This window comes from Winogradskyella sp. (assembly GCF_028289625.1).
Classification (GTDB): domain Bacteria; phylum Bacteroidota; class Bacteroidia; order Flavobacteriales; family Flavobacteriaceae; genus Winogradskyella.
The window spans coordinates 1-20,654 of the sequence record NZ_JANQOM010000007.1 but is presented as its reverse complement, the minus strand read 5'-3'; the positions used below and the strand labels follow the sequence as shown (position 1 = coordinate 20,654).

Here is a 20,654-nt window from a genome sequence, read left to right as displayed (position 1 = left end):
ACGAGCGTGGACTACAACAACATCGTCGTGGACGCGCAGACCCTGTATGCAAGGGTGGAGAGCGCGACCATAGCCACGGACTGTGCGACGATAGTGGAGTTGGAGCTAATAGTGGAGCCGAGCCCGCAGATCGTGTCCCCGACGCCCTTGGAGGCGTGCGACGATGCCTCGGCGGACGGGTTTGCGACGTTCGACCTAACGACAAAGGCCCCCGAGGTCCTGGACGGTCTGGACCCTATGCAGTATACGGTGGGCTATTACCTTAGTGAGGCCGATGCGAACGCACCGGTGAACCCCATAGCCACGCCCAATGCCTTTACCAATACCGATATGGGCATGCAGACGGTCTGGGTCCGCGTGGAGGACACCAATACTGTGGAAGGCTGTTATAAGGTCACCAGTCTGGAGCTTATCGTCAACCCGTTGCCGGTACTGGCCCAGCCTTCCCCTTTGGAGCTATGCGATGTTGATAACCCCGGTGACGAGCAGGAGCCCTTTACGTTAGAGGATGCCAACGGTGAGGTACTCAATGGGCAGACAGGGATTACCCTGACCTATTACCTTACCCAGATGGATGCAGACAATGCGACCGGTCCATTAACGAGCCCTTATGTAAACACCAGCAACCCGCAGACGGTTTATATAAGGGGCGAGAACGATATTACAGGCTGCTACAGCACGATCACGGTCACCTTGAGGGTGAACCCGCTGCCATCACCGGAGCAAGATCCGGAACCCATCGAGATCTGTGACGACGATAATGATGGTTTCGCGGAATTCGATATGACGGTCCGTACGGTGGATATCACCAATGGGGAATCGGATGTAGTGATCACCTACCACGAGACCCTGGAGGACGCCGAGATGGGTGACAACGCCCTATCGAGCCCATATACCAATATCGTGCCCGGAAGCCAAATGATCTATGTACGTTCCCAGAGCACCCTTACGGGATGTTATAGACTGACCCTGAATACCCTGGAGCTTATCGTGGTGCCCTCGCCTGAGGTGCCAACGGCTCTAGACCCTATTATCGTCTGCGACGATGGCCCTGACGGGTTTACGCAGTTCGACCTTACGGTACGCGATGGGGATATACTGGGCTCCCAGAATCCGGCGGACGTAATCCTGACCCATCACGTTAGTGCGGCAGATGCGGAATCAGGTGACGATCCCATCATCAACGTAGGCAACTACACCAATATCTCCAACCCGCAGACGATCTATGTACGTCTGTATGACCCGACAACGGAATGTTACGATACTGGCGAGTTCGAGCTTCAGGTAGAGCTTCCGCCGACAGCGTTACAGCCGGCCCCTTTGGAGCTATGTGACGACCTAGGGGAATCGCCAGGGGACGAGATGACCGCATTCGACCTTACGGTCAAGGATCAGGAGATTACGGGTGGCAACGCGAGCTGGTCTGTGGCGTATTATGAGACCGATGCCGGCGCGCAGTCACAGACGGGTGCGATAGCGGACCCGACGCAGTATGTCAATACGTCGGTAGACGGCCTTCCTGCCAATCCTCAGACGTTATACGTTGTGGTGACGGATACCGATACGGGCTGTGTGGACTTTACGACGTTGACCATAAGGGTGCTGCCCAATCCGACCCCTACGCCGAGCGACCAGTTGCCGGATTTGGAGCTATGCGACGATATCAATACGGGCGATGGCCTTGAGGTGTTCGACCTGACGGAGAACGAGGCGCTCCTTCTCAACGGTGAGTCGGGGGTAACGGCGACCTACCACGAGACAGCGGAAGATGCCGACTCGGGAACGGATGCGATAGGCGACCCGATGCAGTATACCAATATAGAGACCCCGGCACAGGAGATCTATGTCAGGGTGACCAACGATATCACGGGCTGTTACACGGTGGTGGACTTTACCATACGTGTTAACCCGTTGCCTGGGGTAGTGGCGGTAACGGACTTTATCCTTTGCGAGCTCAATACCGACGGTTTCGACAGCTTTGATTTAAGTACCAAGGACGCGGAGGTGCTCAATGGGCAGGATCCCGGCCAGTTCATAGTGACGTACCATGTTGACCTGGCCGATGCGGAATCGGGCATGAACGCCCTGGTTAGCCCCTATACCAATACGAGCAACCCGCAACAGATCTTCGTAACGATAACCGACAGCGTTACGGGCTGTTCCATCAGCACGCAGCGCTTTAACCTTCAGGTGGATGAAGCGGCACAGGCCAACCCGGATATGGAAGCTATAGTTTATGAGGAATGTGATGATAATATGGAGACGGACGGCGACCCGAGTAACGACAGCGTACAGTTCGACCTTTCCACAAGGGATGCCGACGTCCTGGACGGCCAGGATGCAGGTAATTATATTGTTAGCTACTACGCTACGGAAGAAGATGCCAACCTTAATGTCAACCCGTTGCCCGACCTTTACGAGAACGTCGTCAACCCGCAGGTCGTTTATGCACGCGTGGACAACGATACGCTAACGGTAATACCGATAGCCCTGGACCTTGGGGCCTTGACAACGGGCCTTGACCTCGATGCTGACGGTACGGTGGATACCTACGATACGGACGGTGATGGCGTTTTCGACCTTATAGACGTCGACGGTGACGGTCTGTCTGACGGGATAGACGCGAATGCAGACGGGCTTTTCGAGTTCGTTGACGTTGACGGTGACGGATCGGGCGATGCGGTGGATTTGGATAACGACGGGACGTTCGACAACCTTCGGGACGGTTCGGTCTGTTTTGCTGTTGCGCCGTTGACCCTGCGGGTGAACCCGTTGCCCAACTTTGCCCTTGAGGAGAGCTACATCTTGTGCGTCAACACTAACGGCACGGAGGTACTTGCGCCATTGGTACTGGACACGGGGCTATCGGAAACGGATTACGTCTTTGAGTGGAGCTTCGACGGGACGCCCTTGGCTGGGGAGACGGGACCGTCTCTGGTGCCCGCGCAGGGCGGTACCTACAGCGTCACGGTAACGGACATGACAACCTCGACCCAAACGAATTGTACCAATACGGCTACAACTGAGGTTGTGGAGAGCGCGCCGCCGTTGTTGACGGCGGTTGTGGGCACACAAGCTTTTGCAGAAAACCACGTTATAGTAGCGGAGGCGGGCCCGGGTGCCCCTGAGAGCTACGAGTACAGTCTTGACGGCGGCCCGTGGCAGGCCGGCGGGACGTTCACCGGCGTATCGGCGGGGCCCCATGAGGTGAGGGCCCGTGACATCAACGGCTGCGGGGAGGCCGTGGTGGACGTTTTCGTACTGGACTACCCGCGGTACTTTACGCCGAACGGCGACGGCAGGAACGAGACGTGGAACATCGCGGGCATCGGCGAGAGCGCGGAAATTTATATATTTGACCGCTACGGGAAGCTTCTGAAGCAGATCAGCCCTTTGGGCCCCGGTTGGGACGGCACCTACAACGGCAGCAGGATGCCGACGGGGGGCTACTGGTTCGTGGTGGAGTACGACGAGCCCGCAACGGGACAGCGAAGGGAACTTAGGGCACATTTTACCTTGAAACGATAATCAAGACTTAAATTCGTATTCACGCTCTACTTTACAAATACGAACATTATACCAATTGTACCATTGTTTTCGGCCTTTTTGTTGCGCCATTAAATGCTCAGTATTTGCTTTCCAATTTTTAATGTCTTCTAAACTTTCCCAATAGCTTACTGTAATACCTATATCATTTCTGGCACTATCAATTCCTAAAAACCCGTTTTGTTCTTTAGCAAGGTCTTCCATTTTAGTTGCCATTTCAGAATAACCTTCGATGTTTTCGGTATGAGTTGATGTAAATATTACAGCAAAGTATGGTTTAAAAGTTTTCATTCTTATTTTTTTGACTCTCTATATTGATACTTATCGTCTTTGAATACTAAATAATGAGACATTCTCAAAGAATCATCATTTCCTTTAATTTCAGTAATCAAATACCATTTTTCATTTTCAATATGTCTTGGGTTTTTCCAATCAATTTTTATGAAATGAGGTTGTACTTTCATAACAGATTCAATACTTAGTCCGTTCTGAAGATTATCTGCCCATTCAATTGTTTCATTATAATGGTTTTTACAACTGATTATGAAACTAAAAACTAGAAAGATGAATAACTTGTTTAATCGCATAAACGAATCAACTCTAAGGCATTTCAAATTCAATTATTTTTTCTGTAATGTTGTCTTCAAAATCAGTCAATATAAATTTAATATATACACGGTTAGTAGTAACGCTTACAGGGAAATCTTTAATATTTTCAATAGTCTTTACATAAGCCAACCAATCTTCTCCGCATTTATCTACTACATCGTCTTTTAGATTTTTAGTTGCTGATTCTATAAAGTCTAACCAATCCTTTTCGGTATAGATTAATGTTTGAAATGTATTAGATTTTAATTGCTTAAGTGGTTTCCATTCAGTATCAAATTGTGTCCATTCGTTGGTGCTGCATTGTGTATCGGCACTCATAAAGGAAAAACTGTTTTCATAACGTTGAAATAAGCTTACCTGCTTATAATCGTTATCAACTAAAATGATTTGTTTCCCTTCAGGTGTATCACTAGCATCTACATTTATTGTGGCTTTATCTTCATATTTTAAATCATGGGTTCTTTTGTAATCACTTGTCGCTACATTTTTTATCTCAACCTTCAGATTGTTCAAATTCATTCTTATAGTTCTGGCAATTTTATTTGGTGACAAATACCCATCGAACACATAACCAATATGGGTTCGGGTTTCTACCTTTACCCACTCACCACTGATTTTTTTACCAGCATCGAGAATGACTAGTTTTTTATCCGTTTTTTCTAAAATCCCTATAGCTTCTCCATAAGCTAATTTACTTAACATTTTTGCACTGATATCTGGTTGCTCTCTAAGGGAGAGACCACTTTCAGCAGCTACATAAGCTTCGTCCTGTTGGGCAGTTACAACTGCTAAATTGAATAGTAATCCAATCGCTAAAATAATTTTTAAATAGTTCATAATACTTGTTTTGAGTTAAACATTTTAGCGGTTTGTTTTTCTAGATTCAGTCTGTTGTTCATATGATTCCAAACGTATTCGGAGTTGAAGAATCTCAAATAATCGTTAAGTAATATCGTTATGAGATTTCTCACATTCGTTCGAAATGACATTTTAGGTCATTTTTTGACTGTGACCCATTGTCCTTTATTTCTTACCAAATAGTCATCATTGTTGTACATGGCTTCGGCTTGTGCTCCTGGAAGGTAATAGGTACCTAAATAGGACGCATTGAGCATCACAGTAAAGGTTTTGGTACTGTAATTTCCTTTTCTATTCATATTAAAATAGAAATTAACACGATCATCTCTAATATCTGTATGTCTTGCTTTACTTACCGTGGTATCCCCAAAATCAGTAAAACGTGTATTTACAATTTCCCAACCTGATGGGAAAATTTGTGTTAATGCCACATCATTGACAGAATCACTTGTTAGGTTCGAAATACTTACTGTTGCGACAAAATCTTGCCCTTGCTGTAAGTTGGAAATATCAATTTTATTGCCTCGCAAATCTTTATAAACTGTAGAAATTGAGAAGCCACGTTGTACTGCCAGTTCTTTACCTAGTTTTAGTTTACCCGAATTTAGAATGCGAACATAAGCGATATTACCTTTTTCATTTTTTACAGTTAATTGATTTAACCCATCCTTAATTGGAATACGACGTTGTGCCATACCATTTTTGGTATCGATTGTTTCCTTTTCCCCATTAATGGTATAGGTTAGTTTCAAATCTTTTCCACCATTTTGAGTAATAAATTTACCGATTACTAGTAAACTGTACGCTGTGGTTTGCGTACTCATCCATTGGTTACCTGATAGAGATTTGGCGATGGATTTCGCTATGTTTACTTTATTAGAATCATTAGTAAGCAACATGGTTTCAAGTGCCATAGCTCTATTTCTATGTAATGATCCATAGGTATAACTATCTGGTTTTAGTGGTTGGAAATCAATATTTGCTGTTTTGGAAATGGCATCACTGGCTTCTTTTTGACCTGCTAAAGCATAGGCTGCTGCTAATCTCCACTTAGCATCATTGGAGATTTCGCTAAACTCTCGCAGTCTATTCATACTTGCTAAATCAGGACTTCCGGCTAAAGCTAACGTATATAATCGGTAAGCTTGGGCTAAATCACTATTGTAAATTCTGTAACTAGGTCTCCAATCACGCGCAGCTTGCCTTTGGTAAGCAATCCAATTGCTCTTAAAGGTTAGTGGCAAAACAAATCCTTTTTTCTCGGCTTCAATCATAAAATGGCCAACATAACTTGTGCCCCAATCGGTTGCTGTATTTTCACCCATCCAATAGCCCAAACCTCCATCTGGATTCTGAAAATTGCCTAAACGTCTAATCCCATTTTCAATATTACGCTGCACTTCTTTTTTCTTTTTCTCCGTTAAATCAAAGATATCAGCTAAGTATAATTGCGGAAATACACTTGATGTGGTTTGCTCTACACAACCATGAGGATAGCGAATTAAGTAAGCCATGCGCCTTGAAAAATCCATCGGTGGCAATGTTGAAAATTCTACCAACGCTGAATTTGTCCCTGGTACTCCAAATGTTGTAAAGTCAATCGTTGTATTAGCATTAGCTTGTATTTCATTATCAATAACTCTTGAGGTCATTGGGTTTGGATTCTCAACATCGATTTCTACTTTATAAGTTGATCTTTCACCATGCCCTGTTGCCACCACTTCAATGGTATTAATTCCTTTTGCTTTGGTAACATCTAATTCAAAGTACACCATTTTCTCATCTGGTTTATTAAATTGGAGGGATTGTGTTTTGTTGCCTTTTACTGTAATACCATCACTTAGATTCAATGAAAGATCGACGTTTTTTACTTTATTTTCCATAGCAAAAACCGTTACAGGTAGCGTTACTTTTTCGCCTGGACTTAGCTTTCTTGGTAATGTCGCCAATACCATTAATGGTTTTTTGACTCGTACAGATTTTTCGGTACTACCATAAGCCTCTTTGCTATTATTACCTGCGACGACCATAGTTCTTACTGCACCAACATAATTTGGCATTTTTAGTTGGTGTGTTTTGGTCTGCCCTTCTTTTAATAAGAATGGGCCTAAATACGTTACCACAGGTTTAAAACGATTGGCTTTTTTGTTTTTGCCTTTAACTGCCGCTCCATCACCACCTATGGCAAATACTTGATCAATGCTACCAGAATAGGCACCAATGACATCATCAAAAATATCCCAAGTTTTTACGCCTAAAGCTTCACGCGCATAAAAACTGTTCCAAGCATTTGGTGTTTTAAAGCGTGTTAAGTCCAACAAACCTTCCTCAACGACAGCAATGGTATAGGTCATTGGTTTATTGTTCTTTTCGGATACTTTTATTTCGTAAGATTGCTCGGGCCGAATGACATCGGGCATGTTAATCTGTGGTTCTAGCTTTGTTTTAGGATTTTCAACCATCATTGGAATAACCCCATAAAGACGAATCGGTAAATCATTTGATGTTATGGCATGTGGTTGTAAGAGTGAAATATTGATAAAGACATTTGGTGCCATTTCTGAAGTCACAGGAATATCCACAGTCGTTTCACCTGGTTTTGTTTTTATCCATTGATGTTGTAGTACCTCGGTTCCGTTTTCTATACTCACTAATGCCCTGCCTTCTGACCCTGAAGGAAACGTTAATTTTGCTATTTCTCCAACATTATAATTGTCTTTATCTGTTGAAAACACCAACATCTTGGCAGCATCTTTATCTCCTGATGTTGCATTAGACCACCAATTTTTATAGAAATATGCTGTACGACCTGTGGCGTGTCCACTAACTGGATCTACGATTCTAATTAAGTAACGACCACGATCGTTTTCTGGGATATTTACTTTAAAGCTAGCTTTTCCTCTAGCATCTGTATTGATTACATACTGTTGTACAGGTCTGTGATAGTTGCTAGACACGTAACTTGAGAGATTATCGTACGATGAATTCCACCACCATCGCCATTCAATTTTATAGATTTTGACTTCTAAGTTTTGACGTTGAACAGGTTTACCTTCTGCACTCACTGTGGCGATATCAAAAGTGTGATTCTCATCGGTGAAATAAGAACCGTAACGACTCCCATTAGGTGATCTTAGACCGATAAAACTCTCATAAGGCGCGTATGGTATTGTGAAGGCATCAAGTGAAAAATCACCGCCATTTTCAAAAGCTCTTACTAAGAATTGCGCATTCAACATACCTGGTGCATTTTTACCAATATTTAATTCTGAATTAACCTTAGCATTGCCTTCGGCATCTAAATTACCTTCAAAGACATTAGTTTCTTCAGTATTAAATCGTTTTGTTGGGTCGTTAAAGATATAGTTGTTATAACCTTCAAAGCTTGTTGTTTTATTGGTGAATTTTGCTTTGATTTCAGCTTTTAGATTTTTAGCAGGTGCACCATGTAACCAAGCTACATTTAAATTTCCTTGTAGCGGTTTATTGTTGGTAAGCACTTTATCTTTAAAATCAATTTTAATCTTTAAACGATTGGGCTTTACGGTTTCGATTTTTAGATTTTTGGAAAAATTAGCTCCACCAACTGAGACCTTTGCATTATAGTTGCCGGTTTTATAATCTGATGAAGTAGGCACCTTAAAATCAAAGAAATTATTAATGTTGTCTATGGATACTTTTCTGTAGACGAGTTTACCAACGGGATCTGTAATTTCCAATTTCACGGGATGGCGTTTAGGTAGTTTATTGGCCTTATCATTAAGAACAAAGGTTAAGAATAAACTGTCTCCAGGTCTCCAAACGCCACGTTCACCATAGATATAGCCTTTTAAGCCGCGTTGTAATCTGTTCCCAGACACGTCGAATTTACTGAGCGATAAAGAGTTGCCGTCAAACAATTTGATATAGCTAATATTTTTACCTTTTGAAACGATGGCGAAAGCTGCTCGCTTTTTTGAATCAATTTCTATAATACCCTCTGTATTTGTTGATCCACTTGCCAGTTCTTGTTGTTGGTAATTGTACAAAGTAACTCTGGCTGCACTTTCAGGGTTTGTGGAAAGAATATTAGTAACTGCAAGGAAATAGGTATTGTCGTTGCCTTGTTTTGCAATGACACCTAGATTGGAGCCTATGAGATTAGCAGCAACAGTTCTATTGCCATAATTATAGTAAGAATCTGTACATGGTTTGTCTCTATCTCTCCAACGGTAGTTTGTGTTTTTATAGCTATAACTCAGATTATCCCAGTAACGTTCTTCTTTAAGATCTTGCTCTTCTTCGCTAATATCATCCGATGCGTAAAAATCGTCTTCGTAGTAATCATCGTAATAATAATCGTCATAGTAATCATCCTCTTCAATAGCTGTAGTTTCCACATTTGATGCACAATCGTATAAAGAATACTCACGTTTAAAGCTTAATTCAACTCTATAAATAGACCCAGGGTCTACATTCAAATATTTTGAAAGATCAAGACTATAGGCTTTCCATTTACCAGTATTCTGTTTTTCATCATCAATAAGTGTAATGGTCTCTTTAGCGATTCGTCTTCCTACACGTTTGATGCTGTTTTCATAGTTGCTATTCATATTGTTCTCTTGCAAAAACTGCAACACGTTATCTTCAAATATTTTGATGATTCTTACGTCAACTTTACCGAGGTTAACAGCTTCAAAATTGAATTTTAGGTCCTGCGAATTAGGTAAGATTGAACCATTAATTATTAAACGAATCTGTGGTTTTAGTTCTTCGAAGGTTAAGGTTTGCGTAAATGGATTTTTGAGCTTAAAACCATCTGTGCTCTTAATCCCTGTAAAAACGTCAACTCTGATATCTCCTACTAATTTGTTATCGGGATAGACTTTTAAAACATTGCCATCAACAATGTATTTAGGGTTTTTTACATTTTGAATGGTGACTAGTCCTGCAAAATTCTGTTGCTTCTTCAGTGGGTCGGAAAAGTTAATGGATAAGTATTGCTCCGGATTTTGAATAACGTTAGTCTCTACAATCGTAAAGTTGTTCTTGCCAGGAATAGTAATGGAGTTCTCTCCTTTATTTTCGGCTTTTATGGCTTTACCATTCCAAGAGATGTTGACCTTACTATCCTCCATTTGGCGTTCAATACTGTCAATTCTAAATTCAAAATATTTTGAAGGCTCAGATACTTCTAACCATACCATATTTAGGTCTTTTTTATTTTGTGAAGCTGAAACCAATTGCTTGGCATCTTCTAATTTTATGACATCAGCTGATCTTAAAGCGCCTAAGACATATTGCCATTCTTTACTATAGGATTGCAAGTTATTGGTAAGAATATTAAAGCTTGGTCTTATGGTTTTGAACTGAAAGGTATAATACTCAAACTCATTTGGAATGTCTTTATAAATATCATTTAGCTTTACAGTTACTGTATATTCTGTGTCTGGTTCTAAAGGTTCGTCTGGTGTGAATAATAGCGTATGTTTATTTAGTGTTTTTAGAGTCCCTTGTACATAAGGATGCATTTTTACCAATTTGGTTTTCAACTCTTGTTCAGCTTCCCATCCTTCAACGGCTTTAGCTAAATTAATTTTAATGGGCTGCATTACCGACACGCGACCTGAAGTTGTATAGCTTATATAATCCCTATACTTAAAAATATTATCAGTTTCTACTGGCTTTTTTTTACATGATGTAGCGATTACGATTAGAGCTAGGAAGGTAATGTGCTTTTTGATTTGCATAGTTGATGATGGTATTAAAATAAAACTTCAGTAAAAAAGAAGGGTAGGTGCTTTCTTGTTAAATAAGTACGCCACTTTTTAAACGTTTAGATTTTTGGTTGTTGTTAAATTGTTCTTAAAGTTAAAAAATGTCGCTTCGAGTGCTTTCAAATTATTGAAATTTTATCGAGAAGTTTTAAGAATTATGCGCCAAATAAATTCCTAATATATCTTGTTTGTGTTTCAATACTTCGACCAAGCTCAGTGCAGGCTGTTCAGCATAACACAAAACACTCCAATGGATGGAAGAATTTAATCATCGGTGAGCGTTTGGGCTGAGCTCTTCTTCTATAATATTAAGAATGGCATTAATATCTTCTTTTAAACCCGAGTAATAAACTGAAGATGTGGTTTTGCTAATGGCCTGATATAAAATGAAATTATTTTCTAACTCAAATGATTTAAATAGTAATTTCACATTAGAATTAGAGAATTCTGAATTTCCCGAGATGTTATAACCAATAGCCTCAAAGAGTGGCCTAAAACTAACGCGTCTAGAAATTTGCGAGCCGATATCGCTGTTTATAGTTTTAGCGTTGTTTTCTTGTTTTGAGATAATATCTAAATAAGTTTCAAAGTCCGCAATTCTCTGTCTAAGCTCAGTATTACTAATTTGTTTTAGGTTTCCTGAGCTAATGAGCTCGGTTTGTACGGCCCTTATTGGGTTAAAACTCACATTGTATTGTAAAGTGTTTCCTAAGGATTTTGCAATATACTCAGATTTTAGTGTATCTAATTTTTTGGGTTCAAAGAAGGTAAGGATTTCATCTAATTGATTTACTAGTCTATTGCATTTTGAAATTGATGTATTCAGTGCATTTAAATTTGCCGTGAATTCAGTTCTTAAGGATTCTAAGTAAGTGACTTCTATTTTATGGGCCTTTTTATCCTCATTCCAGTTGTTAATCTGAAGTGCAATCAGTATGCCAATCACTACAAGAAGGATTTCACCGATAGCGTATTTAAAGTATTTTCCCATTTTGTTTTGTTCTATCAATGATTTTCTGATATGACGGAAGAATTTAATCATTTGCTTCGGTTACTTTTATAAGTTCTTCAGAAATTCTGAGTAGATTGTTATACTCTTCATTTAACCGATTTAAGTGATAAATGTTATTATCAATTAGATTTTCAAATGTTCTGTCATTTAAAATGACTGATAGGTCATGATCAAATCTTGAAGATTTCTTCCATGCCATAGCGCCGTATTTATCAATATTTCTTAAAGAAATGTGTTGAGCTAAGTAGGGTAGAATATGCTCTTCCAACCATTTTTCAAACAAACTGTATGTTGATTTGTTGCTGTTGATCATTCGGTTATATTCGAAAAGTAAACTTTTTACATTCTCATTCTGGATGAGTTCTATCTCTCCAGTATTTATAATTTCGGTGTACGTGTTATTAGATGATATAAATGGTTTTCCTTCAAGAGCGTTATAGAGCAAACTGTCTAAATTTATTTTGTTTTTATTGGCATGTAATGAAACGTCCATTAATATTGTGCAGGTATTGGTTACGTCTGTATTGACTTCAATGATACCCTTTAGAAGATTAGAGTTTGTCTTAAACTCTTGATGTAAACTATTAAGAATCTGAGATTCGGTTTTTAAATCCTTTTGATGTTGATTCCAGTTATTAATCTGTAATGCAATCAAAATCCCTATAACCACAAGAAGAATTTCGCCAACAGCATATTTAAAGTATTTACCCATATCGTTTTGGTTAATTAGTGAACGACGAATATGACGGAAGAATTTAATCATTAGTTATTCTTACTTAGAATAAGTGCAGGTAAGTTTAAAGACTTATACGTACTGTTGTAAGCACCCATCTCAGTATTAATAATAGCATCGCGTTCCGTTTTATACACTTGCCAATCGTTCAATAAGTCCTTAAGTCTTTCTTTAGCGCCTTGAGTCACTTTTGGGTTGGCTTGGTCTATGTATCCTTTTAGATTAATAAGTTGTGCATTGAGTTTGTTGTTAAAATTAATCACATCCTGAAAGGTCTTTTGCTTTTCTTGTATTAAATGTTCTTCCCAATTATTAATGCGTTTTATCAAGGCCTCACCCTTCTCAATTAAAGGTTTAGCGGTCTCGTTATCTTTTAGCAGTTTGGCGTAACCCTTAAGTTGCGTTTTCGCCGATCGCATTTGGTTGACCGATTTATGCATATCTCTTATGGTATTCTCAATAGAAACCAACATGTCTTGCTGTTCTATAAAATCTTGAGGATTGGAATTAATAGCTGGATTTGGAAGAATGGTGGCTGTGGTCTCAACACTTTCCCCTTCCAACGTTAACCTCAACGTATAATTTCCTGGCGCAACACTAGACCCTGAAAGTCCGCCAAAAACAAAGACCTTATTTATGGCTGGCAAAGCCGCTCTATTAAAGTCCCAAGTAAACCGATTATAACCTTTTTTTGATGGTAGCACTTGAGGTTTCGAGGGTCCGCCAGGCCAAGATTTAAAATCTTTAGGTGCCTTATTGGTGTAAGTTCTAATGATTTTAGAACCCTCTAAAATCTCAAGTTTTAAGTCTAAGGTATCTGAATCCTTAGGTAAGTAATAATCAAACGTAATACCAGACTTAGGGTTTTGACCTTGACCGATAGCCTTTGATACACCACCAAAAATGCGATAGCTTGGTTTTGGGTTGTATAGGGCCAAATCGCCTTCATTGACCTCCATTTGTTGCAATGCACCTACATCATCTAAGACCCAAAATCCACGACCAGATGTTGCAGCTACCAAATCATTATCTTGAATGATTAAATCGTTAATGGCGACTACTGGTAAACCTAAGTTTAGGCGTTGCCAATTGGCTCCGTCGTCATTAGATACAAACAGTCCGGTTTCTGTACCAGCATACAATAATCCTTTACGTTTTTTATCTGCTCTCACCACTCTAGTGAATCCATTAGGGTCATCCAAACCATTGACGATTTTAGTCCACGATTTTCCATAATCAGTGGTTTTAAAAATATAAGAGTTGAGGTCTAAAGATTTGTACCGCATCACCACAATATAGGCAGTTGTAGGATTATGTTCTGAGATATCTATGCTGTTAATAATACCATCGGTAATGCCCTTTGGTGTTATATTATTCCAAGTGTTACCACCATCTTTAGTTATGTGCAATAAACCATCATCCGTACCAGCATAAAGAACACCTTCTTCATGTTGGGACTCTACTAGAGCTGTAATGGTATTGTAATTCTCACCACCAGCAGCTTCATTGGTGTAAGGCCCACCACCAGGACCATGTTTGTCTTTTTCATTCTTGGTTAAATCTGGACTTACAATGGTCCAGCTCGTGCCTCCATCTGTAGTTTTAAAAACCACATTACCTGCATGATAAATCGTGGATCTATTATGTGGTGAAGAAATAATTGGGGCATTCCAATTATAGCGATACTTAGAATCTTTTGGAGCAATGCTTAATCCTAATTCTGGATATTGTTTAATGGATTTTTGTGCTCTAGACGATTTGGTCCATTTACTAATATTGCCTTGATAAGTACCACCATAAACCGTTGCAGGATTATCTGGATCGAATGCTAAGAATGCACTTTCTCCCCCTGCTACCGAATACCAATCCTTCCAATCAATGCCTCCATCATTGGTGCGACTGGCAATGGCAATTGCAGAGTTGTCTTGCTGTCCTCCGTAAACATTGTAGGGCACCAAATTATCCGTAATCACACGATAAAATTGCGATGTTGATTGATTTTGTTGTGTGCTCCAACTTTTTCCGCCGTTGAAAGAGATATTAGCGCCTCCATCATTAGAGTTGATGAGGTTAGAATTATCGTATGGGTTTATCCATAAATGATGGTTGTCTCCATGGGGTACAGGAACATTGAAAAAACTTCGACCGCCATCAATAGATTTCATAACTGGAGCATTTAATACGTAGACCACATTTTCATTTTGTGGATCGGCAAAAACTTCCATATAATACCATGATCGTGCAATATTAACCCGATTACCATTAACCTGCTTCCAAGTTTTACCAGCATCATCAGAGCGATACACACCTCCTTTTTTACCTTCGGCTTCTATGACTGCAAACACGCGTTCTGCATTTGCCCTGGAAACTGAAATTCCAGCTTTACCAAAGGCTTCTGGAAGACCTTTTTCAAGTTGATTCCAAGTCTCACCGCCATCGACAGACTTATACAATCCAGAATGTTCACCGCCAGATTCTATAAGCCATGGATAGCGACGATGTTGCCACATAGCAGCATATAAAATCCTTGGATTGGTCATGTCCATAGATAAAGAGGACGCACCGGTGGTAGTATTGACAAATAGCACTTGTTCCCAAGTTTGGCCTCCATCAATGGTTTTGTAAATACCTCTTTCGTTGGTTGGGGCATATTGTGCACCTTGGGCACTAACATAGATGACATCAGGATTTGTGGGATGTATAATCACATCCGAAATATGATGTGCATTCTCCAAACCAATATGCTTCCAGGTTTTTCCGGCATCCATAGACTTATACGCACCATCGCCCATTGAGGTCATAACTCCACGAGCGGCGTGTTCTCCCATACCCACAACCACAATATTGGTATCGCTTTCGGATACAGCAATAGCACCAACAGAGCCTGTTTTAAAGAAACCGTCAGAAATATTTTTCCAAGTGATGCCTGCATCCGTAGTTTTAAATACTCCACCACCAGTAGAACCCATGTAATAGGTATGTGGTTGCCCAATAACACCAGACGAGGCGACACTTCGTCCACCCCTAAATGGCCCAATATTACGCCATTTTAAGCCATGAAACATGGAATCTGCAAGTTTAATTTCAGGTTCACTGGATGTCTTTTTACGTTTTTGAGCATAGGCGGTTATCGGCAGAAGAAATGCACAAATGACAAGAAGTCTTACTTTTTTCATTTTTTTTGATAAGGTTAGAGGTTAGTATTTGTTAAATGAAATTAATCACTTTGTTTCTAGATAATCGTTAATTGCATCAATAAGTTCTAGACTTTTTTCTTTATAAGATTTTAGGCTTGGGAGGTATTTTTCGTAAGTAAAAAAATGAACTATTGTTGCTGTATTTCTATATCTTACATTAGTAAAAGCATATTCCACAAATTCTTCGGAATATTTACCATTAACAACATCAGTAAACCACGGCGCATTATTTATTATACTTGTGTTGTAATTGCCTATTTCTTCCTTAAGCTCTGCAATACTCACCTCTATATTATGTCCTAAATCATTATATAGGTTTTTTAGTTTAATAGCTAAGGAGTCTTTAGAAGTATCATGATTTTTGTTGTAATCTAATAACAGGTCAATTCCATTTCTATGTAATTTAAAATCTGAATAGCTCATATTGATTTGCCAGCAATCCTCACAATTTTTAAAATCTTCCTTTTCTATCTTTTTATTTATAATTCCCCAATAGATTTTTTCTAAGTCTTCATTTGTAGTAATCACTTTGTTAATACTTCTTATATCCTCTTCTAAGTCTACTTTAATCGTAGCGTAAATATTATTCAGAATATTTTGCTGATTTCGGTGTTCATTCCAATTATTGATTTGTAACGCAATAAGTATCCCAATAACTACAAGAATAATTTCGCCAATGGCATATTTAAAGTATTTCCCCATTTTGTTTTGTGCTAATAAAGATCTACGGATATGTCTGAAAAATTTAATCATGACTATCCTATCACGCCATCATTATTAATATCCTGTCCAGAGCGTTCCTCAAGTATACGCAGTGTTCTTAAAAGTAAGTCTTTGGTAGTTTCTAGCTCTTGTTCTAAATCAGCAACGCGTTGTTCTAAAGATTCAGCTTTTCCTTTTTGTTTTTCAATTTCACTTTGTTGGATAAGGTCCCAAAATAGCCCCATGATGGTTGGTTTTTAAAAAGTAGGGACGTTAAGTAGTAGATGGCTGGCTAAATATATGTGTATGAAGATAATGAAATGTTACAGAATGTCACTTCGAGTGATTTCAATTTATTGAAATCGTATCGAGAACTCTTTTAAGTCATGACTTAAAAGAGTTCTCGATACAAAATTGCTTTACAATTTTACTCGAAGTGACTTTTAATCTTTATTTTCATAAATACCTATCGTCAATTCTCCTTTATCGTTCATTGTGGCTCTGTACATACCAGCTGTATTAAACTCAGCCACCATATTGCCATTTTTGTCCATAGCGACAATGCCGCCATCTCCTCCTAAATCAGCAACTTTACCCAAAACAATTTTAGCAGCTTCTTTAAGGCTTAACCCTTTATAATCCATAAGCGCAGAAATATCGTGAGCCACTTGTGCTCTGATAAAGTATTCTCCCCAACCTGTACTAGACACGGCACAGGTCGCATTGTTGGCATAAGTGCCAGACCCAATAATTGGTGCGTCACCAACTCTACCGTAACGTTTGTTGGTCATGCCTCCTGTGGAAGTACCTGCAGCTAAATTTCCATTTTTGTCCAAGGCAGCGCAACCTACAGTGCCGAATTTAGCGTTCTTAATGTCTGCATCGTAAAAGTCTAAATAAGCAGATTCAGTATCCACTTTTCCTGATTTGGCAGCTGAGTTTATCAAAGCTTTAGCTTCACGATCCTTAACGCGTTTAAGGGATTCTAAACGTCTATCTGTATGAAAATAAGATGGGTCGACTGTGGTTAATCCCTGTTCTTCAGCGAAGGTTTCAGCACCTTTGCCAGAGAGCATCACATGTTTTGATTTTTCCATCACAGCTCTTGCTAAGTTAATCGGATTTCTAATATTGGTTGTTCCTGCAGAAGCACCAGCATTTAACGTTTTACCATCCATAATTGAGGCGTCGAGTTCATTAGTCTCCGCATTAGTAAATACAGCACCTTTTCCTGCATTAAAAAGTGGAGAATCTTCCATAACATTAATCGTCTTTTCTACAGCATCAAGACTGCTCCCACCATTTTTCAAAATCTCATAACCCACTCTAATAGCTTCTTCTAGCTTGGCCTTATAGGCTGCTTCTTTTTCAGGAGTCATATTCTTTTTGAGAATAGTACCAGCACCACCGTGGATAATAATGGCAAATTCTGGTTTTTCTATAGTGCTTTCAATTGGGTTTTCTACCTCTGCGATTGTCTTTGAAGTACTTTCATTCTTGCATGAAAAGCATAAACATAAAACAAGAACAAATGGGATAATCTTTTTCATGATGGATTATGATTTTATAAGTGCTCTAAAGTTACATTTTTAGAACGCATGCTTCAAGTAAAATTGGGTTTTTATTAGTAATTTTATGCCATTATTTAATTATTGATAAAAAACACATATATATGCAAGCAGTTGCTACGGATTTCGGAATTAAGGAAGCTTTAAAACAATTAGGAGTTAAAGACATAAATGAAGGCACATCAACAGGTTCTGACAATTTTTCAAACGGAGAAATTATAGAATCCTATTCTCCGGTTGATGGTCAGTTAATTGCTAAAGTAAAATCATCCACAAAAAAGGATTATGAGAAAGCCATGTCTGCAGCTACAGAAGCTTTTAAAACTTGGAGAGTAATGCCTGCTCCACAACGAGGCGAAATAGTGCGTCAGTTTGGTGAAAAGTTAAGGGAAAAGAAAGAAGCTTTAGGTAAACTGGTGTCTTATGAAATGGGTAAATCTTATCAAGAAGGATTAGGTGAAGTCCAAGAAATGATTGACATCTGTGATTTTGCAGTTGGGTTGTCACGTCAGCTTCATGGATTAACCATGCACTCTGAGCGACCAGGACATCGCATGTACGAGCAATATCATCCTCTAGGGGTCGTTGGGATTATCTCTGCTTTTAATTTTCCGGTGGCGGTTTGGTCTTGGAATACGGCATTAGCATGGATTTGTGGCGATACTTGTATTTGGAAACCCTCAGAAAAAACACCTGTTTGTGGTGTGGCTTGCCAGAACATTATTGCTGAGGTTTTGGCTGAAAATAATTTACCCGAGGGTATTTCTTGTTTAATCAATGGTGATTATCGTGTTGGGGAAATGATGACCAAAGACACACGTGTACCTTTGGTGTCAGCTACCGGTTCTACCAGAATGGGAAAAATAGTAGCCAAGGAAGTTGCTGGGCGCTTAGGAAAGTCCCTATTGGAATTAGGTGGTAATAATGCCATTATTGTAACTCCAGATGCTGACATAAAAATGACAGTTATCGGAGCTGTATTTGGTGCAGTAGGGACTTGTGGCCAACGTTGCACAAGTACACGTCGTTTGATTATACACGACTCTATTTATGATAAAGTGAAAAACGCGATTGTTGATGCCTACAAGCAGTTGCGTATCGGAAACCCATTGGATGAAAATAATCATGTTGGACCATTAATTGATATCGATGCTGTGAAAATGTACGAAACTGCTTTGGATAAAGTTGTTGAAGAAGGTGGAAATATTGTGGTTGAAGGTGCTGTGCTTTCTGGTGAAGGTTATGAAAGCGGTTGTTATGTAAAGCCAGCGATTGCTGAAGCTGATAATTCCTTCGACATCGTACAACATGAAACTTTTGCTCCAGTATTATACTTATTAAAATATTCAGGTGATGTTACCAATGCTATTGAAATCCAAAATGGTGTGGCACAAGGATTGTCTTCAGCTATTATGACCAATAATTTACGTGAAGCCGAACGTTTCTTATCGCATGCAGGTTCGGACTGTGGTATTGCCAATGTGAATATCGGAACTTCAGGCGCAGAAATTGGTGGTGCTTTTGGAGGCGAAAAAGAAACTGGTGGAGGACGTGAGTCTGGCTCTGATGCTTGGAAAATTTATATGCGTCGTCAAACAAACACGATTAACTATACAACAGAACTACCTTTAGCACAAGGGATTAAGTTTGATTTATAGGCATAACAATATAAATTACTTCAAAATAATTGAAATAAAAAACCATTCCTAAATCAGGAATGGTTTTTTATTAAAGTCTCATTAAAAAATTATAGTTTAGGAACAGTTATTGTAGTTATTAAACCATTACGTTTATAACGAGTCTAATCTATATGAATCAAAAAGAACTTCAGCATTTATATTGGCGTGCAGGTTTTGGGATAAATCCCAAAGCACAGTCAAAAAGGTCTTTAAATAGAAAAGCTATTGTTGATGCACTTTTTGAAAACGCTCAAACCTTTACACCGCTTACTGTTAACTTATCCTATTTAGAAGGGGTTAGTCCAAGCGATATTAAGGACTTCCCATCTCTGGCAAAAGAAATACGCGAAAAAAATACCAAAACCATTTTAAAGCTTAACTATGCTTGGATAGAGCGTATGGTACATCCTAAAGAGCTACTCAGAGAACGGATGACCTTATTTTGGGCCAATCATTTTGTATGTAGAGATCGACATCCGAAGCATATGCTGCAATACAATAATACGCTTAGATACTTTGCACTTGGACATTTTGGTGATTTTGTTAAGGCCATTTCCAAGGAAACAAGTATGCTTAAATACTTAAATGGTAAGCAGAACAGAAAGCAAAAGCCCAATGAGAACTTTGCTCGCGAATTGATGGAACTGTTTACTTTGGGGGAAGGCCATTATTCAGAAAAAGATATTAAAGAGAGTGCTAGGGCTTTTACAGGATATAGCCATAATTTTAATGGGGAATTTATTTTTAGAAGGCTTCAACATGATTATGACTCAAAGATCTTTTTTGATAGAATAGGGAAATTTAATGGTGACGATATTATTGATATTATTCTAGAACATAAGCAATGTGCACGTTTTATCTCAGATAAGATATACCGTTATTTTGTAAACCCTATTCCTAATAGACATCATATAGAAGCGATGACAGATGTTTTTTATAAAGATTACAGTATCGAAAATTTGATGCGCTTTCTTTTTATGTCAGACTGGTTTTA

Annotated in this window: 13 protein-coding genes; 3 read left to right on the top strand and 10 right to left on the bottom strand. The window is 39.4% G+C overall.

Annotated features, from left to right (window positions below; genetic code table 11):
* Window positions 1–6: 6 nt before the first annotated feature.
* Window positions 7–3,528 carry a T9SS type B sorting domain-containing protein gene (locus Q0992_RS00885; RefSeq protein WP_299519329.1) on the top strand — a complete coding sequence of 1,174 codons (3,522 nt, stop codon included), beginning with the start codon at window positions 7–9 and terminating at the stop codon, window positions 3,526–3,528.
* Here the strand turns inward: Q0992_RS00885 and Q0992_RS00880 are convergent, their stop codons facing one another.
* The 10 genes from Q0992_RS00880 to Q0992_RS00835 form a co-directional block, all read right to left on the bottom strand.
* Window positions 3,529–3,837 (bottom strand): antibiotic biosynthesis monooxygenase, encoded by a 309-nt coding sequence (locus Q0992_RS00880; RefSeq protein WP_299519327.1) that lies wholly within the window; start codon window positions 3,835–3,837, stop codon window positions 3,529–3,531. It lies immediately after the preceding gene.
* A 2-nt stretch (window positions 3,838–3,839) separates the two neighbouring features.
* Window positions 3,840–4,133: a hypothetical protein gene (locus tag Q0992_RS00875; protein WP_299519324.1), complete on the bottom strand. Its 294-nt coding sequence runs from the start codon at window positions 4,131–4,133 to the stop codon at window positions 3,840–3,842.
* 13 nt (window positions 4,134–4,146) lie between these two features.
* Window positions 4,147–4,992 carry an SH3 domain-containing protein gene (locus Q0992_RS00870; protein ID WP_299519322.1) on the bottom strand — a complete coding sequence of 282 codons (846 nt, stop codon included), beginning with the start codon at window positions 4,990–4,992 and terminating at the stop codon, window positions 4,147–4,149.
* A 158-nt stretch (window positions 4,993–5,150) separates the two neighbouring features.
* Window positions 5,151–10,742 (bottom strand): alpha-2-macroglobulin, encoded by a 5,592-nt coding sequence (locus tag Q0992_RS00865; RefSeq protein ID WP_299519320.1) that lies wholly within the window; start codon window positions 10,740–10,742, stop codon window positions 5,151–5,153.
* A gap of 295 nt (window positions 10,743–11,037) precedes the next feature.
* Complete coding sequence (locus Q0992_RS00860) at window positions 11,038–11,811, bottom strand: DUF6090 family protein (RefSeq protein WP_299519318.1); 774 nt, start codon at window positions 11,809–11,811, stop codon at window positions 11,038–11,040.
* Window positions 11,804–12,493: a DUF6090 family protein gene (locus tag Q0992_RS00855; RefSeq protein WP_299519316.1), complete on the bottom strand. Its 690-nt coding sequence runs from the start codon at window positions 12,491–12,493 to the stop codon at window positions 11,804–11,806. Before Q0992_RS00855 ends, Q0992_RS00860 begins: the two co-directional genes overlap by 8 nt.
* Window positions 12,494–12,543: 50 nt before the next feature.
* Window positions 12,544–15,690, bottom strand: coding sequence for a glycosyl hydrolase (locus Q0992_RS00850; protein WP_299519315.1), 3,147 nt, complete (start codon window positions 15,688–15,690; stop codon window positions 12,544–12,546).
* A gap of 45 nt (window positions 15,691–15,735) precedes the next feature.
* Window positions 15,736–16,413, bottom strand: coding sequence for a hypothetical protein (locus tag Q0992_RS00845; protein WP_367277927.1), 678 nt, complete (start codon window positions 16,411–16,413; stop codon window positions 15,736–15,738).
* 53 nt (window positions 16,414–16,466) lie between these two features.
* Complete coding sequence (locus Q0992_RS00840; RefSeq protein WP_299519311.1) at window positions 16,467–16,658, bottom strand: hypothetical protein; 192 nt, start codon at window positions 16,656–16,658, stop codon at window positions 16,467–16,469.
* Window positions 16,659–16,856: 198 nt separating this feature from the next.
* On the bottom strand, window positions 16,857–17,963 hold the full coding sequence (locus Q0992_RS00835; RefSeq protein WP_299519309.1) for an isoaspartyl peptidase/L-asparaginase family protein: 1,107 nt from the start codon (window positions 17,961–17,963) through the stop codon (window positions 16,857–16,859).
* A gap of 122 nt (window positions 17,964–18,085) precedes the next feature.
* Here Q0992_RS00835 and Q0992_RS00830 point away from each other — a divergent pair, with 122 nt between their 5' ends.
* Together Q0992_RS00830 and Q0992_RS00825 are read left to right on the top strand one after the other, a co-directional pair.
* Window positions 18,086–19,639: an aldehyde dehydrogenase family protein gene (locus tag Q0992_RS00830; RefSeq protein ID WP_299519307.1), complete on the top strand. Its 1,554-nt coding sequence runs from the start codon at window positions 18,086–18,088 to the stop codon at window positions 19,637–19,639.
* Window positions 19,640–19,791: 152 nt separating this feature from the next.
* Window positions 19,792–20,654: DUF1800 family protein (locus tag Q0992_RS00825; RefSeq protein WP_299519305.1), on the top strand; the 863-nt coding region annotated here is incomplete at its 3' end.

Coding starts and splice junctions, on each gene's coding strand:
- Q0992_RS00880 (WP_299519327.1), bottom strand. CDS start 3,837: ATGAAAACTTTTAAACCATACTTTGCTGTAATATTTACATCAACTCAT.
- Q0992_RS00875 (WP_299519324.1), bottom strand. CDS start 4,133: ATGCGATTAAACAAGTTATTCATCTTTCTAGTTTTTAGTTTCATAATC.
- Q0992_RS00870 (WP_299519322.1), bottom strand. CDS start 4,992: ATGAACTATTTAAAAATTATTTTAGCGATTGGATTACTATTCAATTTA.
- Q0992_RS00865 (WP_299519320.1), bottom strand. CDS start 10,742: ATGCAAATCAAAAAGCACATTACCTTCCTAGCTCTAATCGTAATCGCT.
- Q0992_RS00860 (WP_299519318.1), bottom strand. CDS start 11,811: ATGATTAAATTCTTCCGTCATATCAGAAAATCATTGATAGAACAAAAC.
- Q0992_RS00855 (WP_299519316.1), bottom strand. CDS start 12,493: ATGGGTAAATACTTTAAATATGCTGTTGGCGAAATTCTTCTTGTGGTT.
- Q0992_RS00850 (WP_299519315.1), bottom strand. CDS start 15,690: ATGAAAAAAGTAAGACTTCTTGTCATTTGTGCATTTCTTCTGCCGATA.
- Q0992_RS00845 (WP_367277927.1), bottom strand. CDS start 16,413: ATGGGGAAATACTTTAAATATGCCATTGGCGAAATTATTCTTGTAGTT.
- Q0992_RS00840 (WP_299519311.1), bottom strand. CDS start 16,658: ATGGGGCTATTTTGGGACCTTATCCAACAAAGTGAAATTGAAAAACAA.
- Q0992_RS00835 (WP_299519309.1), bottom strand. CDS start 17,963: ATGAAAAAGATTATCCCATTTGTTCTTGTTTTATGTTTATGCTTTTCA.
- Q0992_RS00830 (WP_299519307.1), top strand. CDS start 18,086: ATGCAAGCAGTTGCTACGGATTTCGGAATTAAGGAAGCTTTAAAACAA.